This is a genomic window from Streptomyces polyasparticus (assembly GCF_014493765.1).
GTDB classification, from domain to species: Bacteria; Actinomycetota; Actinomycetes; order Streptomycetales; family Streptomycetaceae; genus Streptomyces; species Streptomyces polyasparticus.
The window spans coordinates 400,486-418,662 of sequence record NZ_JACTVJ010000005.1 but is presented as its reverse complement, the minus strand read 5'-3'; the positions used below and the strand labels follow the sequence as shown (position 1 = coordinate 418,662).

The 18,177-nt window shown below is 70.9% G+C and carries 13 protein-coding genes; 5 read left to right on the top strand and 8 right to left on the bottom strand.

Annotation, left to right across the window (positions count from 1 at the left end; genetic code table 11):
- Positions 1-14 precede the first annotated feature (14 nt).
- Entirely contained in the window at positions 15-641 is a 627-nt protein-coding gene (locus tag H9Y04_RS10265; protein ID WP_187813418.1) for a hypothetical protein, read from the bottom strand.
- 131 nt (positions 642-772) lie between these two features.
- On the opposite strand from H9Y04_RS10265, the gene H9Y04_RS10260 reads away from it, so the two are divergent.
- The 5 genes from H9Y04_RS10260 (at position 773) to H9Y04_RS10240 (ending at position 10,436) form a co-directional block, all read left to right on the top strand.
- On the top strand, positions 773-1,996 hold the full coding sequence (locus H9Y04_RS10260; RefSeq protein ID WP_187813417.1) for a glycoside hydrolase family 6 protein: 1,224 nt from the start codon (positions 773-775) through the stop codon (positions 1,994-1,996).
- Positions 1,997-2,179: 183 nt separating this feature from the next.
- On the top strand, positions 2,180-5,224 hold the full coding sequence (locus tag H9Y04_RS10255) for a 3-keto-alpha-glucoside-1,2-lyase-like domain-containing protein (RefSeq protein ID WP_368858430.1): 3,045 nt from the start codon (positions 2,180-2,182) through the stop codon (positions 5,222-5,224).
- A gap of 141 nt (positions 5,225-5,365) precedes the next feature.
- Positions 5,366-8,734 (top strand): molybdopterin-dependent oxidoreductase, encoded by a 3,369-nt coding sequence (locus H9Y04_RS10250; protein ID WP_187813416.1) that lies wholly within the window; start codon positions 5,366-5,368, stop codon positions 8,732-8,734.
- Positions 8,735-8,848: 114 nt separating this feature from the next.
- The gene (locus H9Y04_RS10245) at positions 8,849-9,406 is read left to right on the top strand and encodes a GNAT family N-acetyltransferase (protein WP_187813415.1); all 558 of its coding nucleotides are present in this window, start codon (positions 8,849-8,851) and stop codon (positions 9,404-9,406) included.
- Positions 9,407-9,629: 223 nt separating this feature from the next.
- Positions 9,630-10,436: an LURP-one-related family protein gene (locus H9Y04_RS10240; protein ID WP_187813414.1), complete on the top strand. Its 807-nt coding sequence runs from the start codon at positions 9,630-9,632 to the stop codon at positions 10,434-10,436.
- A gap of 70 nt (positions 10,437-10,506) precedes the next feature.
- On the opposite strand, the gene meaB is transcribed toward H9Y04_RS10240, so the two are convergent.
- The 7 genes from meaB to H9Y04_RS10205 form a co-directional block, all read right to left on the bottom strand.
- Positions 10,507-11,484 (bottom strand): methylmalonyl Co-A mutase-associated GTPase MeaB, encoded by a 978-nt coding sequence (gene meaB / locus H9Y04_RS10235; RefSeq protein WP_187813413.1) that lies wholly within the window; start codon positions 11,482-11,484, stop codon positions 10,507-10,509.
- A gap of 33 nt (positions 11,485-11,517) precedes the next feature.
- The gene (gene scpA / locus H9Y04_RS10230) at positions 11,518-13,695 is read right to left on the bottom strand and encodes a methylmalonyl-CoA mutase (protein WP_187813412.1); all 2,178 of its coding nucleotides are present in this window, start codon (positions 13,693-13,695) and stop codon (positions 11,518-11,520) included.
- Positions 13,695-15,494 (bottom strand): methylmalonyl-CoA mutase family protein, encoded by a 1,800-nt coding sequence (locus H9Y04_RS10225; RefSeq protein ID WP_187813411.1) that lies wholly within the window; start codon positions 15,492-15,494, stop codon positions 13,695-13,697. Before H9Y04_RS10225 ends, scpA begins: the two co-directional genes overlap by 1 nt.
- A gap of 119 nt (positions 15,495-15,613) precedes the next feature.
- Entirely contained in the window at positions 15,614-16,642 is a 1,029-nt protein-coding gene (locus H9Y04_RS10220) for a DUF4436 family protein (protein WP_187813410.1), read from the bottom strand.
- Positions 16,643-16,731: 89 nt separating this feature from the next.
- Positions 16,732-17,148, bottom strand: a complete 417-nt coding sequence (locus H9Y04_RS10215) for a DUF3224 domain-containing protein (protein WP_187813409.1) — start codon at positions 17,146-17,148, stop codon at positions 16,732-16,734.
- A gap of 166 nt (positions 17,149-17,314) precedes the next feature.
- Positions 17,315-17,734: an RNHCP domain-containing protein gene (locus H9Y04_RS10210; RefSeq protein WP_187813408.1), complete on the bottom strand. Its 420-nt coding sequence runs from the start codon at positions 17,732-17,734 to the stop codon at positions 17,315-17,317.
- Between the two features lie 31 nt (positions 17,735-17,765).
- Entirely contained in the window at positions 17,766-18,152 is a 387-nt protein-coding gene (locus H9Y04_RS10205; protein ID WP_187813407.1) for an RNHCP domain-containing protein, read from the bottom strand.
- Between the last annotated feature and the right edge of the window lie 25 nt (positions 18,153-18,177).

Sequence of the window (18,177 nt, the reverse complement as noted above, 5' to 3'; positions counted from 1 at the left end):
CGTGGGGGGCGTATTCAGCACCGGAGGCCGATGACGGCCCACTCGCGCTCGGCGGCCCGGCTCACGACATCGCCCCACTCGGTGACGAGGCGGGCGAAGGAGTCGAAGTCCGCGATCCAGCCCGTGAGTTCGGGCAGGTGGCGCTCGAAGGGGTCACGAAGGGACGAGAGGTGCGGCTCGGCCTGCGCCCAGAAGCGACGCAGCACCTCCACGTCCTCCGGCCTCAGCCAGAGCATGACGCCGGCTTCCCGGTGCCAGTCGTCCGGATGTGACACGACGGCCGCGCTGAAGGGCGGCTGATCCGGCGGCAGCAGCTCGTGATGGTGCTCACCCCAGAACAGCGGTGCGCCGAACTGGTCCAGGGCCTCCCGGAGCGGTGGGTCGACGAAGTCCCGCAGCTTGTCCCACCGTTCCCCCGCCCAGAAGTGCGCCTTGTACGAGGTCATCGTCGAGCGGAACTCGTACCGGGCCCACCACCGGTCCTCCGCCCCCTCCGGCCAGGTCCACCCCTCCGGCAGGTCGTAGTCGTACGCGTCCTCCGGCCCGAACGCGGCCACCTCGACCAGCTCGCCCCGCCGGTCGGCGGGCTGCGGCCGCAGCCAGGACCAGTCGACGATCAGCACCTCCATGCACACACCCATCCGCACACCCTACGAAAGCGGTAGGGGCGCGTCCGTTCCTGCCCTCGTCCAACCCATTGACGGGTCCATGCCCCTGCACAACCATCGCGTGGGAGCGCTCCCGTATGTCCCCTGCGAGCCAGGAGTGAACCATGCGACGTAGAGCAATTCCCCTGTTGGTCGCGGCAGTTGCTTTGGCGGCAGCCGCACTCACCGCCCCCGCGGCGACCGCCGACGAAGGCGCCGCCCCCGCGGCGACCGCCACCGACGCCGCCGCCCCCGCAGCCGGCGCCGACGACCGCCACAGACCCCGCCTGTACACCCCCGCAGCCAACCCCGAGGCCTACAGCCAGGCACTCGACCTCGCCCGCGCCGGCCTGTACCGCGACGCGGCCGGGATCCTCGCCATGGTCCGTACACCGCAGGCGGTCTGGTTCGGCGACCAGAGTCCGGCCGAGGTGGAACGCGAGGCGCGGCAGGTCGTGCGGGACGCGGCCGGCGCCACCGTCGTGTTCTCGCTGTACAACGTGCCGGGCCGGGACTGCTCCGGCTACTCGGGCGGAGGGGCCAACACCACCGCCGAGTACCAGGCGTGGATCGACGCCGTGGCCCGCGGCATCGGCCGCAGCGAGGCCATCGTGATCCTGGAGACCGACTCGCTCGCCCTGATCCCGAGCGACTGCGGCCAGGACGACGCGCAGGGCACGAAGACCGCCGCGCGCTACGCCGAAGTCAACTACGCCATCGACCGGTTGGAGCCGCTCAAGGGCACCAAGGTCTACCTGGACACCGGCCACGCCGCCTGGCACGGCCCCGCCTCCATCACGCCCCGCCTCGTCAAGGGCGGCATCGCGAAGGCGACCGGCTTCTTCACCAACGTCTCGAACTACCAGACGGACTCCGCCAACTCCTGGTTCGGCAAGCTCGTCTCGGCCTGTGTCGCGTACGTGGGAGAGGGCGGCGACGCCGCTCAGTGTCCGCACCAGTCCTGGCCCCGCGAGCAGGCGGATGCCTGGATCGCGGCCAACGTCCGCACTCCCTCGTACCAGTGGAAGCACTTCGTGACCGACTCCAGCCGCAACGGCCAGGGCCCGTGGGTCCCGCCGCCCGGGAAGTACACGGACCCGCAGGACTGGTGCAACCCGCCGAACCGCGGCCTGGGCGCGCGGCCCACGCTGAACACCGGCGACCCGCTGCACGACGCCCGACTGTGGATCAAGATCTCGGGTGAGTCCGACGGCCTGTGCCTGCGCGGTACGCCCGGACCCGAGGACCCGGAGCGGGGGATGGTGGACCCGAAGGCAGGCGACTGGTTCCGGGAGCAGGCGCTGGAGCTGGTGCGGCTGGCCAATCCGCCGATTCTGCCCGGCAGTTGATCGTTCGCGGGGAGTGACCCGCTGATCGTTCGCGGGGCGTGACCCACGAGTTTCTCCTTTCTGTGGACAAAGTATGGACGCTCAGCGACACCATCCCTACGCTGAGCGTCGCCCAGCCACAGAAGTCTGCGTTGACCACAGCGGAACCACGCAGGAGGAACCGTGGAGCCACGCCCCGCGCGCATGTCCCGCACCAGTCACAGCACCAGGCACACCAGACGCTTCAGCCGACGCAGGGCCCGAAGAGCCACCGGCCTTCTGCTGACCGCACTGCTCATGGGCGGTCTCGCCACCCCCGCGAGCGGCGCCGAGGAGAACGACGACCCCCGCCCCTTCGCCGATCTGCCCCCGCAGGAACCCGGCGTCACCCTCCGCGTATTCGACGTGCAGCGGCGCCTGGAGAAGATCTGCGATCTCAAACCGGCCCAGACGCCGAACGTGGACAAGCTGATTCCGGCCGCCGACTGGACCTCGACCGAAGGCTTCGGGTTCTCCGACAACTTCGTCAGCCAGATCATCGGCAATCTGAACGTCCCCGAGGCCGGCACCTACGGCTTCCGGCTCATCAGCGACGACGGCTCCCGGCTCTTCCTCGGCGACCAGCAGGTCATCGACCACGACGGGCTGCACGGAGCCGAGCCCAAGGATGGTGAGATCACCCTCAACGCCGGCTACACGGCGCTCAGGATCGACCACTTCGACGCGGGCGGCGGCCAGCAGGTCACCCTGCAGTGGAAGCCGCCGGGCGCCACCGGCTTCACCACCGTCCCGACCGAGGTCCTGAGCACGGACGCCGGTGTCGTACGGGTCACCGCGCCGGGCCGCAAGGAGTGCGAGGGCACCTACGACACCCCGGGCGACGGGCTGCCCCTCGAGGAGGTCAACCCCGGCTACCAGCTCACGAATCTGCGCCCGCCGGGCTTCGAGCCGCAGGTGTCCGCGATGGACTGGCTGCCCGACGGCCGGCTCGCGATCACCACCTGGGGCGGCAGCACCGAGACCAAGGGCGAGGTGTATCTGCTCGACAACGTTGCCGGGACGACCGGGCCCGACAAGGTCACGTACAAGAAGATCGCCGAAGGGCTCAAGGAGCCGATGGGGATCAAGTACGTGGACGGCAAGCTGTACGTGTCCGAGAAGCACCAGCTCACCGAGCTGTCGGACACCAATGGTGACGATGTCGTCGATGCCACGAAGAAGATCGCCTCGTGGCCGTACGGCGGGAACTTCCACGAGTTCGCCTTCGGGCTGCTCTACGACAAGGGCGACTTCTATCTGAACCTGTCGGTGGCGATCAACTACGGCGGCGCCACCACCGATCCCCAGCCCGCGCCGAACCGCGGCACCACGATCAAGGTCAACAAGGCCACGGGGAAAGTCAGTTACGTCGCGGGCGGCCTGCGCACCCCGAACGGGATCGGGCGCGGCCCCGACGGTGATCTCTTCGTCACCGACAACCAGGGCGGCTGGCTGCCGGCGTCCAAGCTGATGCACATCAAGCAGGATCGGTTCTTCAACCACTACATGAACCCGGACGGCCCGTTCGACGACCAGCCGGTGAGCAAGCCCGCGCTCTGGCTGCCGCAGAACGAGATCGCCAACTCGCCCTCCACGCCTCTGCGGTTGAAGAAGGGGCCGTTCGCCGGACAGATGGTGTTCGGTGACGTCACGTACGGCGGGCTGCAGCGCGCCGATCTGGAGAAGGTCGACGGCGAGTACCAGGGCGCGGTCTTCCGGCACACCCAGGGCCTCGAATCCGGGATCACGCGCATCAGCGAAGGCCCGGACGGCGCGCTGTACGTCGGCGGCCTCGGGGCCGACGGCAACTGGGGCCAGACCGGGAAGCTGCGCTTCGGTCTGCAGAAGCTGACGCCCAACGGCAAGACGGCCTTCGACATCAAGACGATGCGCGCCACCACCGACGGCTTCGAACTCACCTACACCAAGCCGCTGTCGGCCGAGACCGCCGCCAAGCTGACCGACGGCGCCTACTCCGTCGAGCAATGGCGGTACGCGCCGACCCCGGCGTACGGCGGCCCCAAGGTCGACGAGGAGTCGCTGCTGGTCACGTCGGCCACGCTGTCGGACGACCGGCGCAAGGTGCGGCTCACCATCCCCGGCCTGAAGTCGGACCGGGTGGTGCACGTCCGCTCGCCGCGGCCGTTCTCCGCCGAGGGCGGCGAGCAGCTGTGGTCCACGGAGGCCTGGTACACGCTCAACGCCAAGCCGGGACCCGACGACCGCGCGACGACCTACGACGCCGAGTCCGCACAGCTCGGCGGCAGCGCCCGCTTCGACAACGAGCACGCCGGATACACCGGCGGCGGTTTCGTGGCCGGGTTCGGCAACCAGGGCGCGAGCGCGTCCTTCTCCGTGGACGTGGCGGAGGGCGGTCCGTACGACGTCGGCCTGCGCTACGCCAACGGCCCGCACCCCGCCCCCGGTACGAAGACGGTCTCGGTCTCCGTCAACGGCGGCGATCCGCGCCAGGTGGCCCTGCCCACCACCGTCGAGTGGAACCGCTGGTCCACACAGACGGAGCGCCTGAACCTGCGCGAGGGCCGCAACACGATCACGTACGCCGTACGCGAGGGCGACATCGGGCACGTCAACCTCGACGCGATCGACCTGCGGAAACCGGGGGAGCGCCGGCAGCTCTTCGACGGCGGCAGCATCGCCACGGCCTGGCAGCACACGGACGGCCGCAGCCCCGAGTGGCCGCACACCGCCGAGAAGTCGATGGAGGTGTGCTGCGGTGACCTCCGTACGAAGGAAGCCTTCAAGGACTTCAGGATGCATGTCGAGTTCCGCGTGCCCAAGCTGCCGGACGACGTGACCGGCCAGGACCGCGGCAACAGCGGGGTGTACATCCAGGAGCGGTACGAGGTGCAGATCCTCGATTCGTTCGGGGACACCACACCGGCCAACAACGAAGCGGGCGCGATCTATCTGAAGAAGCCCGCCGACTTCAACATGGCCACCGCACCCGAGACCTGGCAGTCCTACGACATCACCTTCCGCGCGGCACGCTTCGACGCGGACGGCAAGAAGACGGAGGACGCCCGGATCACGGTGATCTGGAACGGCCGCAAGGTCCACGACAATGTCGCCATCGACGGACCCACCGGTGCGGGCCTGCCCGAGACACCGGCCGCCGGGGCGATCAAGCTGCAGGACCATGGCAACAAGGTGCGGTTCCGGAATGTGTGGGTGGAGCCGCTGAGCTGACCGTCGGGTGCGGGTCCGGGACCAAAGTCCCGGACCCGCACGCGCGGCGGCGGGGCGGAAGGGACTTCTGCCGGACGAAATGATCGATCAAACGGTGTGCAATGGAGGGGTAGCTTCCTTCACTGTCGCCGGGAGTCTGTCGTGGGTGTCGTCGAAAAGCGCGGGTTCTGCACCCTGTGCAAGTCCCGCTGTGGCGCGATCTTCACTGTCGAGAACGGCCGCCTCACCGGCGTACGCCCCGACCCCGAGCACCCCACCGGCGCCGCGATGTGCCCCAAGGGCCGCGCCGCCCCGGAGATCGCCCACAGCACCCGCCGGCTCACCACACCCCTGCGCCGCACCCGCCCCAAGTCCGACCCGGACCCCGGCTGGGAGCCCGTCACCTGGGACGAGGCCCTCGACGACATCGCCGCCCGGCTCACCGCGTACGCCGCCGAGACCGGACCCGAGTCCGTGGCCTTCGGCGTCGCCACCCCGAGCGGCACGATGGTCTCCGACGCGACCGAGTGGATCGAGCGGTTCGTCCGCGGCTTCGGCAGCCCGAACACCGTCTACAGCGCCGAGCTCTGCAACTGGCACAAGGACGTCGCCCACACCTTCACCTTCGGCACGCCGATCCCGCCCCCGGACTACGCGCACGCCGACCTCGCCCTCCTGTGGGGCTTCAACCCGGCCAAGACCTGGCTCTCCCAGTCCGCCGCCGTCTCCGCCGCGCAGGCCAACGGCATGAAGCTCGCCGTGATCGACCCCCGCCGCTCCACCAGCGCGCTCGGCGCCGACCAGTGGCTGCGCATCCGCCCGGGCACCGACGCGGCGCTCGCGCTCGGCCTCGCGCATCTGCTCATCCAACAGGGCCGCTACGACGAGGAGTTCGTCCGCGCCTGGACCAACGGGCCTTTGCTGGTACGCGAGGACGACGGGCGCTTCCTCGACGCGGCCGACTTCGTCGAGGGCGGCGAGGGCTTCGTGGTCTGGAACGAGGAGACCGGCGCGGCCGAGACGTACGACACCCGCCACCCCGCAGGCCGCCCTTCCCGGTTCGCCCTGCGCGGCACCCACTACATACCGACCCGCACCGGCGGCGTCACCTGCGTACCGGCCTTCCAGCACTACGCGGACGCCTGCGCCGAGTGGACCCCTGACCGGGTCGCCCGGACGACCTGGATCCCCGAGCGCGAGATCCGCGCGCTCGCCGACCAGATCGGTGCGGCCCACTCCGTTGCCTACTACGGCTGGACGGGCGTCGCACAGAGCGAGAACGCCACCCAGACCGAACGCGCCCTCGCCACCCTCTACGCCCTGACCGGCTCGTACGACACGCGCGGCGGCAACCACGTCTCGCCCCCGCCGCCGTTCCGCCCGGCCGCCGGACAGCTGGCCCCCGAGCAGCGCGCCAAGGCCCTCGGCCTCGACCGCCACCCGCTCGGCCCGCAGGCCTCGGGTTATGTGAACGCGGGCGACCTGTGCAAGGCGATCGAGAGCCAAGACCCCTATCCCGTACGGGCGTTGGTCTGCTTCGGCTCCAACCTCGTCGTCGCCCAGCCCGACTCCGAACGCGTCGCCCGCGCGCTGCGGAAGCTCGACTTCCAGGTGCACCTGGACCTCTTCGAGAACCCCACGAGTGCCACCGCCGACTACCTCCTGCCCGTCAACAGCTCCTACGAGCACGAGGGGCTGCGCTTCGGCTTCGAGATCGGCCACCGTGCCCAGGAGCAGGTGCAGCTCAGGCCCCGGATGGTCGAGCCGCAGGGGGACACGCGCTCCGACACCGAGGTGGTGTTCGCGCTCGCCTGCCGGATGGGTATGGCGGAGCAGTTCTTCGGCGGGGACATCGAAGCCGCCTGGAACTGGCAGCTGGAGCCCCTCGGCCTGACCGCCGCCGCCCTGCGCGAGCAGCCGGGCGGGGTGCGGGTTCCGCGGCCGGTCGAGTACCGCAAGTACGCATCCGGCGACACAGTCGGCTCTGTCGGCTTCAATACCCCGACCCGCCGCGTCGAGCTCTACTCGCAGCGGCTCCTGGAGCACGGCTACCCCGCCGTGCCGCGGCACCGCGAACCGGCCGCCCCCTCACGGGAGTTCCCGCTCGTCCTCACCAACGCCAAGCACGGCTACTTCGTGCACAGCCAGCAGCGCGGCCTGACGACGCTGCGCCGCCGCGCCGCCGACCCGTGCCTGGACCTCAGCCCCGAGGCGGCCGCAGCCCGCGGGATCACCGAAGGCCAGTGGGTGGAGCTCACCACCCGTCGCGGCTCCATCCGGCTGCGCGCCCGCTTCGACGACTCACTGCACCCGTCGGTCGTCGTCGGCGAGTACGGCTGGTGGCAGGCGGCCACCGACCTCGCGCTGCCCGCCGCCGATCCGCTCAGCGGACTCGGCAGCAACTACAACCGGCTCGTGGACCACGCGGAGGTCGATCCGCTGAGCGGTTCGGTTCCGCTCAGGTCGCAGGTGTGCGAGGTGCGGCCGCTCGTGACGGACGACGGCGCCTGGACGGGCCGCCGCACCTTCACCGTCACGGCCTGCGGCCAGGAGGGCCGTGGCGTACGCACCCTCTCCCTCGCCCCGGCCGACGGCGGCCGGCTGCCCGACTACCGTCCGGGCCAGCATCTGACCGTCCGCGCACCTCAGGGCGACCTCGCCCGCAGCTACTCGCTGACCGGACCGGCGCACGACGCCGACCGCGCGGTGTACACCCTGGCCGTCCGCCGTATCGCCGAGGGCGCCTTCTCCTCGTACGTCCATGACGGACTACGCATCGGCGACCGGCTCGAACTCGACGCGCCCGGCGGGGTGTTCAGCATCCCGACGCACACGGATACGCCGGTCGTCCTGGTCGCGGGCGGCATCGGGATCACCCCGTTCCTCAGCTACCTGGAGACGCTCGCCGCGACCGGCGGCACCGTCCCCGAGGTCGTCCTCCACTACGGCAACGCGCACGGCGAGGACCACCCGTTCCGCGACCGCCTGCGCGAACTGCGCTCGCGCCTTCCGCAGTTGCGCCTGGTCGACTACTACGCGAACCCCTTCCCGTACGAGAAGGAGGGACGCGACTTCGACCGGCGTGGCTTCATCGGGGTGGACGACATCGCCCCTCGGCGGATTCTCGAAGCGCGGGCCCGCTTCTACTTCTGCGGCCCCCAGCCGATGATCGAGGCGCTGACCGCCGGCCTGCGGGAGCGGGGCGTACCGCGCTTCGAGATCTTCAGCGAGAAGTTCCGCGCTGCCCAGCGCGAGATCACCGTGCCCGACGACGCCCGCTTCACCGTGCGGTTCGCCCGCTCGGGGCGCGAGGTGGAGTGGACGCCGCGCGACGGTTCGCTGCTCGAACTGGGCGAGCGGGCCGGGGTGAGGATGTCCTCCGGCTGCCGGGTCGGCCAGTGCGAGAGCTGCGCGTGCGCTGTCCTGAAGGGCGACGTGGCCCACCGGGTCGTACCGTCGGACGACCTTCCGGAGTCGGACGCGCTGACGTGTCAGTCGGTGCCGGTGTCGGATGTGGTGCTCGACGCGTAGTGGGCACCTTGCGAGCCGCGAAGGGCATGTCCTTCAAGGGAGTTGCCCGGCAAGCCGGACGGTCACCGGGCCCGCGCGCCCGGTCCGCCCGGTCCGCGATCTATCCTCGCGGGCATGACATCACGCGCAGTCATCCGGGAAGAGACCGCCGGCGACCACCAGGACGTGCGCGAGGTGCACGCGCGCGCCTTCGGCGACGGTGGGCGGGTGCCCGGTCTTGTGGGCGCACTTCGTGCGGGACAGGCCGCGTTGGCGCCGCTGTCCTTCGTCGCCACCGTCGACGAACAGGTCGTCGGGCATGTCCTGCTGAGCGGGACGCGACTGGACGCCCCGCGCCGGATCGTGGACGTCCTGTCGCTGTCACCGCTGGGCGTGCTCCCGGCGTTCCAGGGCCAGGGCATCGGCACCCGGCTGGTCGAGCACGGCCTCGCGGCGGCCGACCGTCAGGGTGTGCCGCTGGTGTTCCTGGAGGGCTCGCCGCACTACTACGGCAAGCGAGGCTTCGAGCGGGCCGACGCGGCCGGCTTCCGTTCGCCGTCGCTGCGCATCCCCGAACCCGCGTTCCAGGTGGCCCGGCTGTCCGCGTACGAACCGTGGATGACGGGCACGTTCGTCTACTCCGAGCCCTTCTGGGCCTTCGACTGCGTCGGACTGCGCGACCCTGGGGAGTGACCGGCCGGGCAACCCCGGGAAGTGACCGGCCGGGCGACCCCGGGAAGTGACCGGCCGGGCGGCCCCGGGAAGTGACCGGCCGGGCGACCCCGGGGAGTGACCGGCCGAGCGGAGCCGGAGGGAGTCCGGCTGCCAGGGGCGGCCGCCGGTATCCGCGGTGATGCGACGAAGAGCACAGCCCTCGCCCGGGCCCACCGCCTGACCTGCGGGTTAAGGTGCGCCCGTGACAACGCAGACACCTCCCGGTTGGTACGCCGACCCTCAGGGCACCCCGCAGACCCTCCGCTGGTGGGACGGCCATCAGTGGACGGCCCACACCTCGCCCGCCCAGGGTCAGGTGCCCGCCCAGCCCGCGAGCCCCTACGACGCGCATCAGGTGCAGCGCCAGGTGCAGCAGCAGGCGGGTGTCACGGCCACCGGCCAGGGCGGCGGCACCCTGTTCAGCGAGCCCGTGCTCGTGGTGAACCAGAAGGCCAAGCTGGTCGAGCTCACCAACGAGTACGCGGTCTACGACCAGCAGGGCAACACCCTCGGCTCGGTCGTCCAGGTCGGCCAGTCCACCGCCCGCAAGGTGCTGCGGTTCGTCGCCAGCGTCGACCAGTTCATGACGCACAAGCTGGAGATCCGCGACGCGTACGGCCAGCCGGTCATGCGGCTGACGCGCCCGGCCAAGTTCGTGAAGTCGCGCGTGATCGTCGAGGCCGCGAACGGGCAGCCGATCGGCGAGATCGTGCAGCAGAACGCCATCGGCAAGATCAACTTTGCGATCGTGGTGAACGGCCAGCAGATCGGCGCCATCAAGGCCGAGAACTGGCGCGCGTGGAACTTCGCGATCGTCGACCACACGGACACCGAGATAGCGCGGATCACGAAGACGTGGGAGGGCCTGGCCAAGACCATGTTCACCACCGCCGACAACTACGTGCTCCAGATCCACCGCCCGCTCCAGGACCCGCTCCTGAGCCTGGTGGTGGCCACGGCCCTCACCGTGGACACGGCGCTGAAGCAGGACGCGCGCGGGTTCGGCTGACGGACCCGGTGGGCCCGCGCTCCACAGGCGGCGGCCACAGGGGCTCCGACCGCCCGCGGACGCGCGGGCTCTAGCCGAACGCCCGCAGGATCCGCTCCGCCGCCAGCGTAGGAGTCAACTCGCCCTCGCGGACCTGCCGTTCGAGGTCCGGGGCGAGGTCCCGGACGGCCGGGTGGGACGTGAGGCGGCCCAGGAGTTCGTCGCGGACCATCGACCAGGTCCAGTCGACCTGCTGGGAGCGTCGCTTGTCCGCCAGGCGCCCCGTCGACTCCAGGAGCGTGCGGTGCTGCTCCAGGCGGTCCCACACCGTGTCCAGGCCCGTAGATTCGCGGGCGCTGCACGAAAGGACCGGGGGAGTCCACGCCGCATCCGCAGGGTGCATGAGCCGGAGCGCGCCCGACAGCTCGCGCGCCGCCGCCTTCGCGTCGCGTTCGTGCGGGCCGTCCGCCTTGTTGACCGCGATCACGTCGGCCAGTTCCAGGACGCCCTTCTTGATGCCCTGCAGCTGGTCGCCGGTGCGGGCCAGGGAGAGCAGCAGGAAGGAGTCGACCATGTTCGCGACCGTCGTCTCCGACTGGCCGACGCCCACCGTTTCGACGAGGACGACGTCGTAGCCCGCCGCCTCCATCACCACCATCGACTCGCGTGTCGCCTTCGCCACACCGCCCAGCGTCCCCGCGGAGGGGGACGGCCGGACGAAGGCCGACGGGTCGACCGACAAGCGCTCCATACGCGTCTTGTCGCCCAGGATCGAGCCGCCCGTGCGGGTCGATGACGGGTCCACGGCGAGGACCGCGACCCGGTGGCCGAGACCCGTCAGCATCGTGCCGAACGCGTCGATGAACGTCGACTTGCCGACACCGGGCACCCCGGAGATCCCGATCCGCCGCGCGTTCCCGCTGTGCGGAAGCAGCGCGGTCAGCAACTCCTGGGCAAGCGCCCGGTGTTGCGGACGGGTGGACTCGACGAGGGTGATCGCGCGCGCGATGAACGCCCGCTTCCCGTCGAGCACACCCTTGACGTACGCATCAAGATCGATCTTCGGCATGGACTGACTGTGCCCTCCGCCCGCCTGCTCGCGCTACTCGTGCCCGAGCGACGCCGACAACCGCTCGACGAGGTCGTACGCCGCATCCGGAATCACCGTGCCCGGCGGGAAGACCGCCGCCGCGCCCATCTCCAGGAGCGTGGGCACGTCCTGCGGCGGGATCACGCCGCCCACCACGATCATGATGTCCTCGCGGCCCTCCTCGGCGAGTGCTTCCCGCAGCGCCGGTACGAGGGTGAGGTGACCGGCCGCCAGCGAGGAGACGCCGACGATGTGCACGTCCGCCTCGACGGCCTGCCGGGCGACCTCGGCCGGCGTCTGGAACAGCGGGCCGACGTCCACGTCGAAGCCCAGGTCGGCGAACGCGGTGGCGATCACCTTCTGGCCGCGGTCGTGCCCGTCCTGGCCCATCTTGGCGACCAGGATGCGCGGCCTGCGGCCCTCGGCCTCGTCGAACGCGTCGACCAGGGCCCGGGTGCGGTCCACGTTCGGCGACTCGCCTGCTTCGTTGCGGTACACGCCGGAGATCGTACGGATCTGGCCCGCGTGCCGCCCGTACACCTTCTCCAGTGCGTCGGAGATCTCACCGACGGTGGCCTTGGCGCGGGCCGCGTTCACGGCCAGTTCGAGGAGGTTCCCGGAGCCGCCCGCCGCCTCGGTCAGCGCCCGCAGCGAGTCCTGGCACGCCTGCTCGTCCCGCTCCGCCCGCAGCCGGCGCAGCTTCTCGATCTGCTGGGTGCGCACCGAGGAGTTGTCGACCTTGAGGACGTCGATCTGCTCGTCGGTCTCCACGCGGTACTTGTTCACGCCGATGACGGGCTGGCGTCCGGAGTCGATACGGGCCTGGGTGCGCGCGGCCGCCTCCTCGACGCGGAGCTTCGGAATGCCCGCGTTGATGGCCTGCGCCATACCGCCGGCGGCCTCGACCTCCTGGATGTGCTGCCATGCGCGCCGCGCGAGGTCGTACGTCAGCTTCTCGACGTACGCGCTGCCGCCCCACGGGTCGATCACGCGCGTGGTCCCCGACTCCTGCTGGAGCAGGAGCTGGGTGTTGCGGGCGATGCGCGCCGAGAAGTCGGTGGGGAGGGCCAGGGCCTCGTCGAGCGCGTTGGTGTGCAGCGACTGCGTGTGGCCCTGCGTCGCCGCCATCGCCTCGACGCACGTACGCGTCACGTTGTTGAACACGTCCTGCGCGGTCAGCGACCAGCCCGAGGTCTGCGAATGGGTGCGCAGGGAGAGGGATTTGGCGTTCTTCGGGTCGAACTGCTTGACCAGCTTCGCCCACAGGAGGCGTGCGGCCCGCAGCTTGGCGACCTCCATGAAGAAGTTCATGCCGATCGCCCAGAAGAAGCTCAGGCGCGGCGCGAACGCGTCCACGTCCAGGCCCGCCTCCTGCCCGGCCCGCAGATACTCCACACCGTCCGCGAGCGTGTACGCCAGCTCCAAGTCGGCCGTCGCGCCCGCCTCTTGGATGTGGTAACCCGAGATGGAGATCGAGTTGTAGCGCGGCATCCGCTGCGAGGTGTACGCGAAGATGTCGGAGATGATCCGCATCGACGGCTTCGGCGGATAGATGTAGGTGTTGCGGACCATGAACTCTTTGAGGATGTCGTTCTGGATGGTCCCCGCGAGCTTCTCGGGCGGTACGCCCTGTTCCTCCGCCGCCACGATGTAGAGCGCGAGGATCGGAAGCACCGCGCCGTTCATCGTCATCGAGACGGTCATCTTGTCCAGTGGGATGCCGTCGAACAGTTGGCGCATGTCGAGGATCGAGTCGATCGCCACACCCGCCATGCCGACGTCACCGGTCACGCGCGGGTGATCGCTGTCGTAACCGCGGTGGGTCGGCAGGTCGAAGGCGACCGACAGGCCCTTCTGGCCCGCCGCGAGATTGCGGCGGTAGAAGGCGTTGGACTCCTCGGCCGTGGAGAAGCCGGCGTACTGCCGGATCGTCCAGGGCTGGTTCACGTACATCGTCGGGTACGGGCCGCGCAGATACGGGGCCATGCCCGGGTGCGTCCCGAGGAAGTCGAGGCCTTCCAGGTCCTCGCCCGTGTACAGCGGCTTGACCGCGATGCCCTCCGGGGTCTCCCAGAGCAGCTCGCCGTCGTCCTTGCCGGTGGACTCCTCAACAGCCCTGCGCCACGCGTCCGTCGACGCCTCGGGCGTCGGGCTCCCGAGGTCGATCCCGGTGAAGTCGGGGATTCCCATCAGGACACTCCCAGGCGGTCGAGGGTGGAGGTGAGGACATCCACGGCGTCACAGCCGGCGAAGACATAGGCGTCGACACCTTCGTACGAGGAAGGCTTCCCGGCGAGGAACACGTACTCGGCGCCCGCCGCCTTCAGTTCCGCGGCGGTCGTGGCCGCCTGCTCCTCGTACAGGGAGTCGCTGGAGCACAGGCAGACGATCCGCGCGCCGGACTCCTCGAACTCCCCGGTGACGGGCTCGATCCCGCCGGCCTGGAAGAGGTTCGAGGCGAAGGTGGCGCGGGCCGTGTGCGCGGCGGCCGGGCCGAGCGTCGCGAGGAAGACCTTGGGGCGTGCGCCGGTCTCGCTCAGATGCCGGTCGGAGCGGGCGCGCAGGCGCTCGTACGCCTCGTCCCTGCTCACCCGGGGCAGTCCGCCGCGCGGGCCGGTCGGCGCGGACTCGCGCTCGACGGGCTTCTCGGCGAGGTGCGGGAACTCGCTGACGCCCGTGACGGGCTCCTTGCGGGTGGCGAGCTTCTTGCTGCGCACGGCCCAGGTCTCGGCGATCCGGTCCTTCAGGAAACCCTCGCGCAGCGCGGCCGCCTGGCCGCCCGCACGCTCGATCTCCTGGAAGAACTCCCAGCCCGCGTGCGCGAGTCGATGGGTGAGCTGCTCCACGTACCAGGAGCCGCCCGCCGGGTCGATCACCCGGGCCAGGTGCGACTCCTCCAGGAGGATGGTCGAGGTGTTGCGCGCGATACGGCGCGCGAAGGCGTCCGGCAGGCCGAGCGCGTGGTCGAAGGGGAGCACGGTCACCGACTCGGCGCCGCCGACTCCGGCCGCGAGCGTGGCGACCGTCGTACGGAGCATGTTCACCCACGGGTCGCGGCGGCTCATCATCACCGAGGACGTGACCGCGTGCTGCTTCTGCGCGCCCTCGGCGTTGCAGACCTCGGCGACGCGGGCCCAAAGGCGGCGCGCGGCACGGAACTTGGCGATGGTCAGGAACTGGTCGGCGGTCGCCGCGTAACGGAACTCCAGCTGCCCGACGGCCTGTTCGGCGCTCAGGCCCGCATCGGTGAGCTCCCGCAGATACGCCACCGCGGTCGCCATCGAGGCGCCGAGCTCCTGCCCGGCCGAGGCACCGGCCTCGTGGTACGGCAGGGCGTCCACAGTGAGGGCGCGCAGACCGGGGAACTGCCCGGAGCGTGCGTACTCGACGATCGGCGCGAAGTCCTGCACCTGCCCCGAGCGCGCCTCGTACCCGAGCGGATCGCCGCCCAGATTGCCCTGTACGTCGGCTGCGGGCGTGCCACGTTCGCTGTGCAGCCGCAGCAACTCGGCGGCGGCCACGGGGAACTCCGCGCCGGAGTCGAGGACGACCGGCGCGAGGTCGAGGTAGACCCCGTCGAGGGCCCGCTCCAGACCGGCGAGGGGCAGACCGCCCTCGCCGACGGCGAGCCACAGCGAGGTGACGCCGTTCTCCAGGTCGCCGAGCAGGGCTTCGTTCGCGCGTACGGCATCGGGGTGGCTGTGCCGCTGCCGTACGTCCCAGCCGCCGGAGGCGTTGCCCTCGGGGCGGGCGCCTCGTACGTACGGCGCGAACCCGGGCAGGCCGGGCTCCGCCTCGGCGGAGGTGTACAGGGGCCGGGTGGTGAGCCCGTCCTCGAGCTTGGTGGAGAGGGCATCCTCGGCGGCATCGCCCGAGACTTCCTTGCCCGACTTGCGCAGTACGCCTTCCACGAGGCGCTGCCACTGCTCATGGGTCGCATCAGGGAACTCGGCGGCCAGGGAGAGCCCGTCGTCAGGCAGGACCGTCATGCTCGGATGTTAGCCGTCGTTAGCAAAGGAGCAGGAGAGGGCAGGGCTGTGACCTTGCCCTCTCCTGGCTGGGGTTGATCCTTGACGCGATCTGCACTACTGGCAGGTAACCAAGGTGGTCAGGGCCGCGCGCGCCGCCGTGCCCGGGCCGCTGCGCGGGAACGCGCCGCCGTGCCCGGCGGCACGCGGCGGTGACGCAGCCAGGCCGGGCGCGGTACGGGCATGGGGTCGATCGGGCCGCCCTTGCGGTGCTCCAGGAGGATGCCGTGGAAGACGAGCCGGGTCAGGCCGACCGCGATCAGGGCCTCGGCCCAGTAGAAGGCGCCGTAGTCGAGGAGCGAGCCGTTCGGCGGCGAGCCGGGCGCGGCGTTGCGCAGTCCCACCAGGGCGAACAGGCTCGCGGCCATCCAGCCGAGCGCCGGCCAGACCAGGCCGCGCCGCTGCCGTACGACCAGACCGCAGGCCACCACGACCGAGAGGCCGATGCACCACATCGCACCCGCCATGAACCAGGCCATCAGGAACGTGCTGCGCGAGCGCGTCACCTGGCTGTCCACCGCGGCCACCTCGAAGGCGTAGCCGGCGGCCTTGGTGTGCAGCCTGAAGTCCGGGTCCTGGTCGCGCAGGTGCAGCGCGAGCGGCACCTGCGTGCCGCCCACGGTGGCGCGCACGACCAGGGAGACGCGGTAGCGGTCGAACGGGTAGTCCGAGGAGGTGCCCTCGCGCAGGGCCAGGGTCAGATCGCGCACGCGCGACAGGCTGTGCGCCTTGAAGGTCAGATGCTCCTGGCCGGGGGAGTTGCTGACCACGGTGAGATCCGCGCGGGGCGCGCCCGCCGCGTCCGCGTACGCGCCGCGCGGGTCCGCCGTGACCCGCAACGCGAGGGTGCGCCCCTCGGGGTCGGTGCGGTGCACGGTCGCGCCCACGTCGACGCGGTCCACAGCCGCGGCGTCGCCCACCGTCAGGGTCCGGGTGCGCGAGGACCGCTCCTGTACGTACATGGCGACCCCGAGCGCGAACATGAGGCACAGCGCCCCGGCCCCGACGGCGAGGCGCCGCCACGGCAGCTCGCCCCACGTCCGCCGCGCACGGCGGTAGCGCCGGCGCAGGGCGCTCACCGGCTGGTGGGGGTCGACCGGAGCGGGCATACCTCCGATCCTCGGGCGAGGCGCGGGGCCTCGCCACGTGAGCGGGGCGCCGTACAGGCAGCGCTCGGGCCTGCCTCAGGGATCAGGCCTCAGCCGATCTCGTACTCGAACCAGATCCGGTGGGTCCCGTCCGCGTCGATGGCGAGGCCACCGCCGCCGGTGATCCCCGACAGCTCACCGGTGCTGCTCGCCGGGACGATGGTGAAGTACTCGCCGAGGCGTGAGGTGTCGCCCTCGCCCGCCGTCGTGGCCGCGTGGGCGAAGTTGAAGGTGCCGGAGCGGCCGCCGACCGTGCCCTCGAAGGACTCCATGGCCACGTAGGTGCCGATGCCGCTGGTCTGGTCGTACGCGGCGGTGAACAGCGTCGTCGAGCGGCCCGTGATCTCGCCCTCGAAGTGCTTCTCGATCGTGGCCACGCCGGTGGGCACGGCGGTGGTCACCTCCTGAGGCACGACCACATCGGCAGGCACGAAGGACTTCACCGTGAACGTTCCCGTAGCTCTCATGCGGCCGATCGTAGGGGCGGGCACTGACAAGGGCGTGTACGAGGGGGAGGCGCGGCCGGGCGCGCATGGACGCAGGGGCCCGCACGGGGACCGGCGCACCGGCCGGACAGAGAGCGGTGGAGCGGCCGGGGGCGGATACGGGATCCGCCCCCGGCCGGGGTCCGCGTCAGGGCATCGACAGGAGCGCGCTGCTCGCGACGCGGCGGTCCTGGAGCGGTCTGAGAGCCAGACGCACCAGGGCCAGCGCGTTGTCGTCGCCGGCGATGCGGTTCGCGCTGAGCCGGGCGCACGTCAGGCACTGGTGGATGAGCATCCACTCGCCGTCCGTCCGTACGGTCAGGCCCAGCGGCTCCATCCGGCCGCCGCAGCCCGCGGCGCGGTCGCCGGGGATGCGGTGGTCGACATGGAGGCTGGTCAGGCAGTTCGGGCAATGGTTGCGGTGTGCGGTGCCGGGCGCGACGAGCGAGACGTCGAGCCGGCAGCCCACACACCGGAAGTCATGGGCCCGATGGCGTCCCGCGGTGTGCAGGACGTCCTTGTGGCGCTGGTTCCGTCTGTGCTGTTCGCGACGGGTGCGGCGTGGCATGGCTGTGTCCTTCCGAGTCCGCGACGGGCGTTCAGAGCGAGCCGAACGCTTCGAGCGGGAACGGGGGATCGGCCAGCGGCCGCACGGCCATCCGCATCAGCATGAGCTGGTTGTCGTCCCCGCAGACCGGGTCCGAACTGAGCTCGCCGCAGCGGACGCAGCGGTGGACGAGCGTCCAGTCGCCGGTGCGCAGGACCGCGATGGCGATGGGGCTCATGCGTGCGCCGCACTCGGAAGGACCGCCCTCGATCTGGTCGAGGACGTGCCGGGAGTGCAGACAGGACGGGCAGTGATTGCGTCGCGTCCCGTCGGCGGACTTGGCCGAGACGGTCAGTCCGCACCGTACGCAGGTGAAGGTGCCGATGCCGAAGGCGGCGCCGGTGGTGTGGTGCTGGTGTGCGAGGTGATCGCTGGACACCCGGGTGCTCCTTGCTGAGAAGTGT

What these genes read in the sequence shown, in the direction of transcription:
- H9Y04_RS10210 (WP_187813408.1), bottom strand. Translation starts at nt 17,734, where the DNA reads ATGCCACGCCGCACCCGTCGCGAACAGCACAGACGGAACCAGCGCCAC.
- scpA (WP_187813412.1), bottom strand. Translation starts at nt 13,695, where the DNA reads ATGGGAATCCCCGACTTCACCGGGATCGACCTCGGGAGCCCGACGCCC.
- H9Y04_RS10255 (WP_368858430.1), top strand. Translation starts at nt 2,180, where the DNA reads ATGTCCCGCACCAGTCACAGCACCAGGCACACCAGACGCTTCAGCCGA.
- H9Y04_RS10245 (WP_187813415.1), top strand. Translation starts at nt 8,849, where the DNA reads ATGACATCACGCGCAGTCATCCGGGAAGAGACCGCCGGCGACCACCAG.
- H9Y04_RS10265 (WP_187813418.1), bottom strand. Translation starts at nt 641, where the DNA reads ATGGGTGTGTGCATGGAGGTGCTGATCGTCGACTGGTCCTGGCTGCGG.
- meaB (WP_187813413.1), bottom strand. Translation starts at nt 11,484, where the DNA reads ATGCCGAAGATCGATCTTGATGCGTACGTCAAGGGTGTGCTCGACGGG.
- H9Y04_RS10220 (WP_187813410.1), bottom strand. Translation starts at nt 16,642, where the DNA reads ATGCCCGCTCCGGTCGACCCCCACCAGCCGGTGAGCGCCCTGCGCCGG.
- H9Y04_RS10260 (WP_187813417.1), top strand. Translation starts at nt 773, where the DNA reads ATGCGACGTAGAGCAATTCCCCTGTTGGTCGCGGCAGTTGCTTTGGCG.
- H9Y04_RS10225 (WP_187813411.1), bottom strand. Translation starts at nt 15,494, where the DNA reads ATGACGGTCCTGCCTGACGACGGGCTCTCCCTGGCCGCCGAGTTCCCT.
- H9Y04_RS10215 (WP_187813409.1), bottom strand. Translation starts at nt 17,148, where the DNA reads ATGAGAGCTACGGGAACGTTCACGGTGAAGTCCTTCGTGCCTGCCGAT.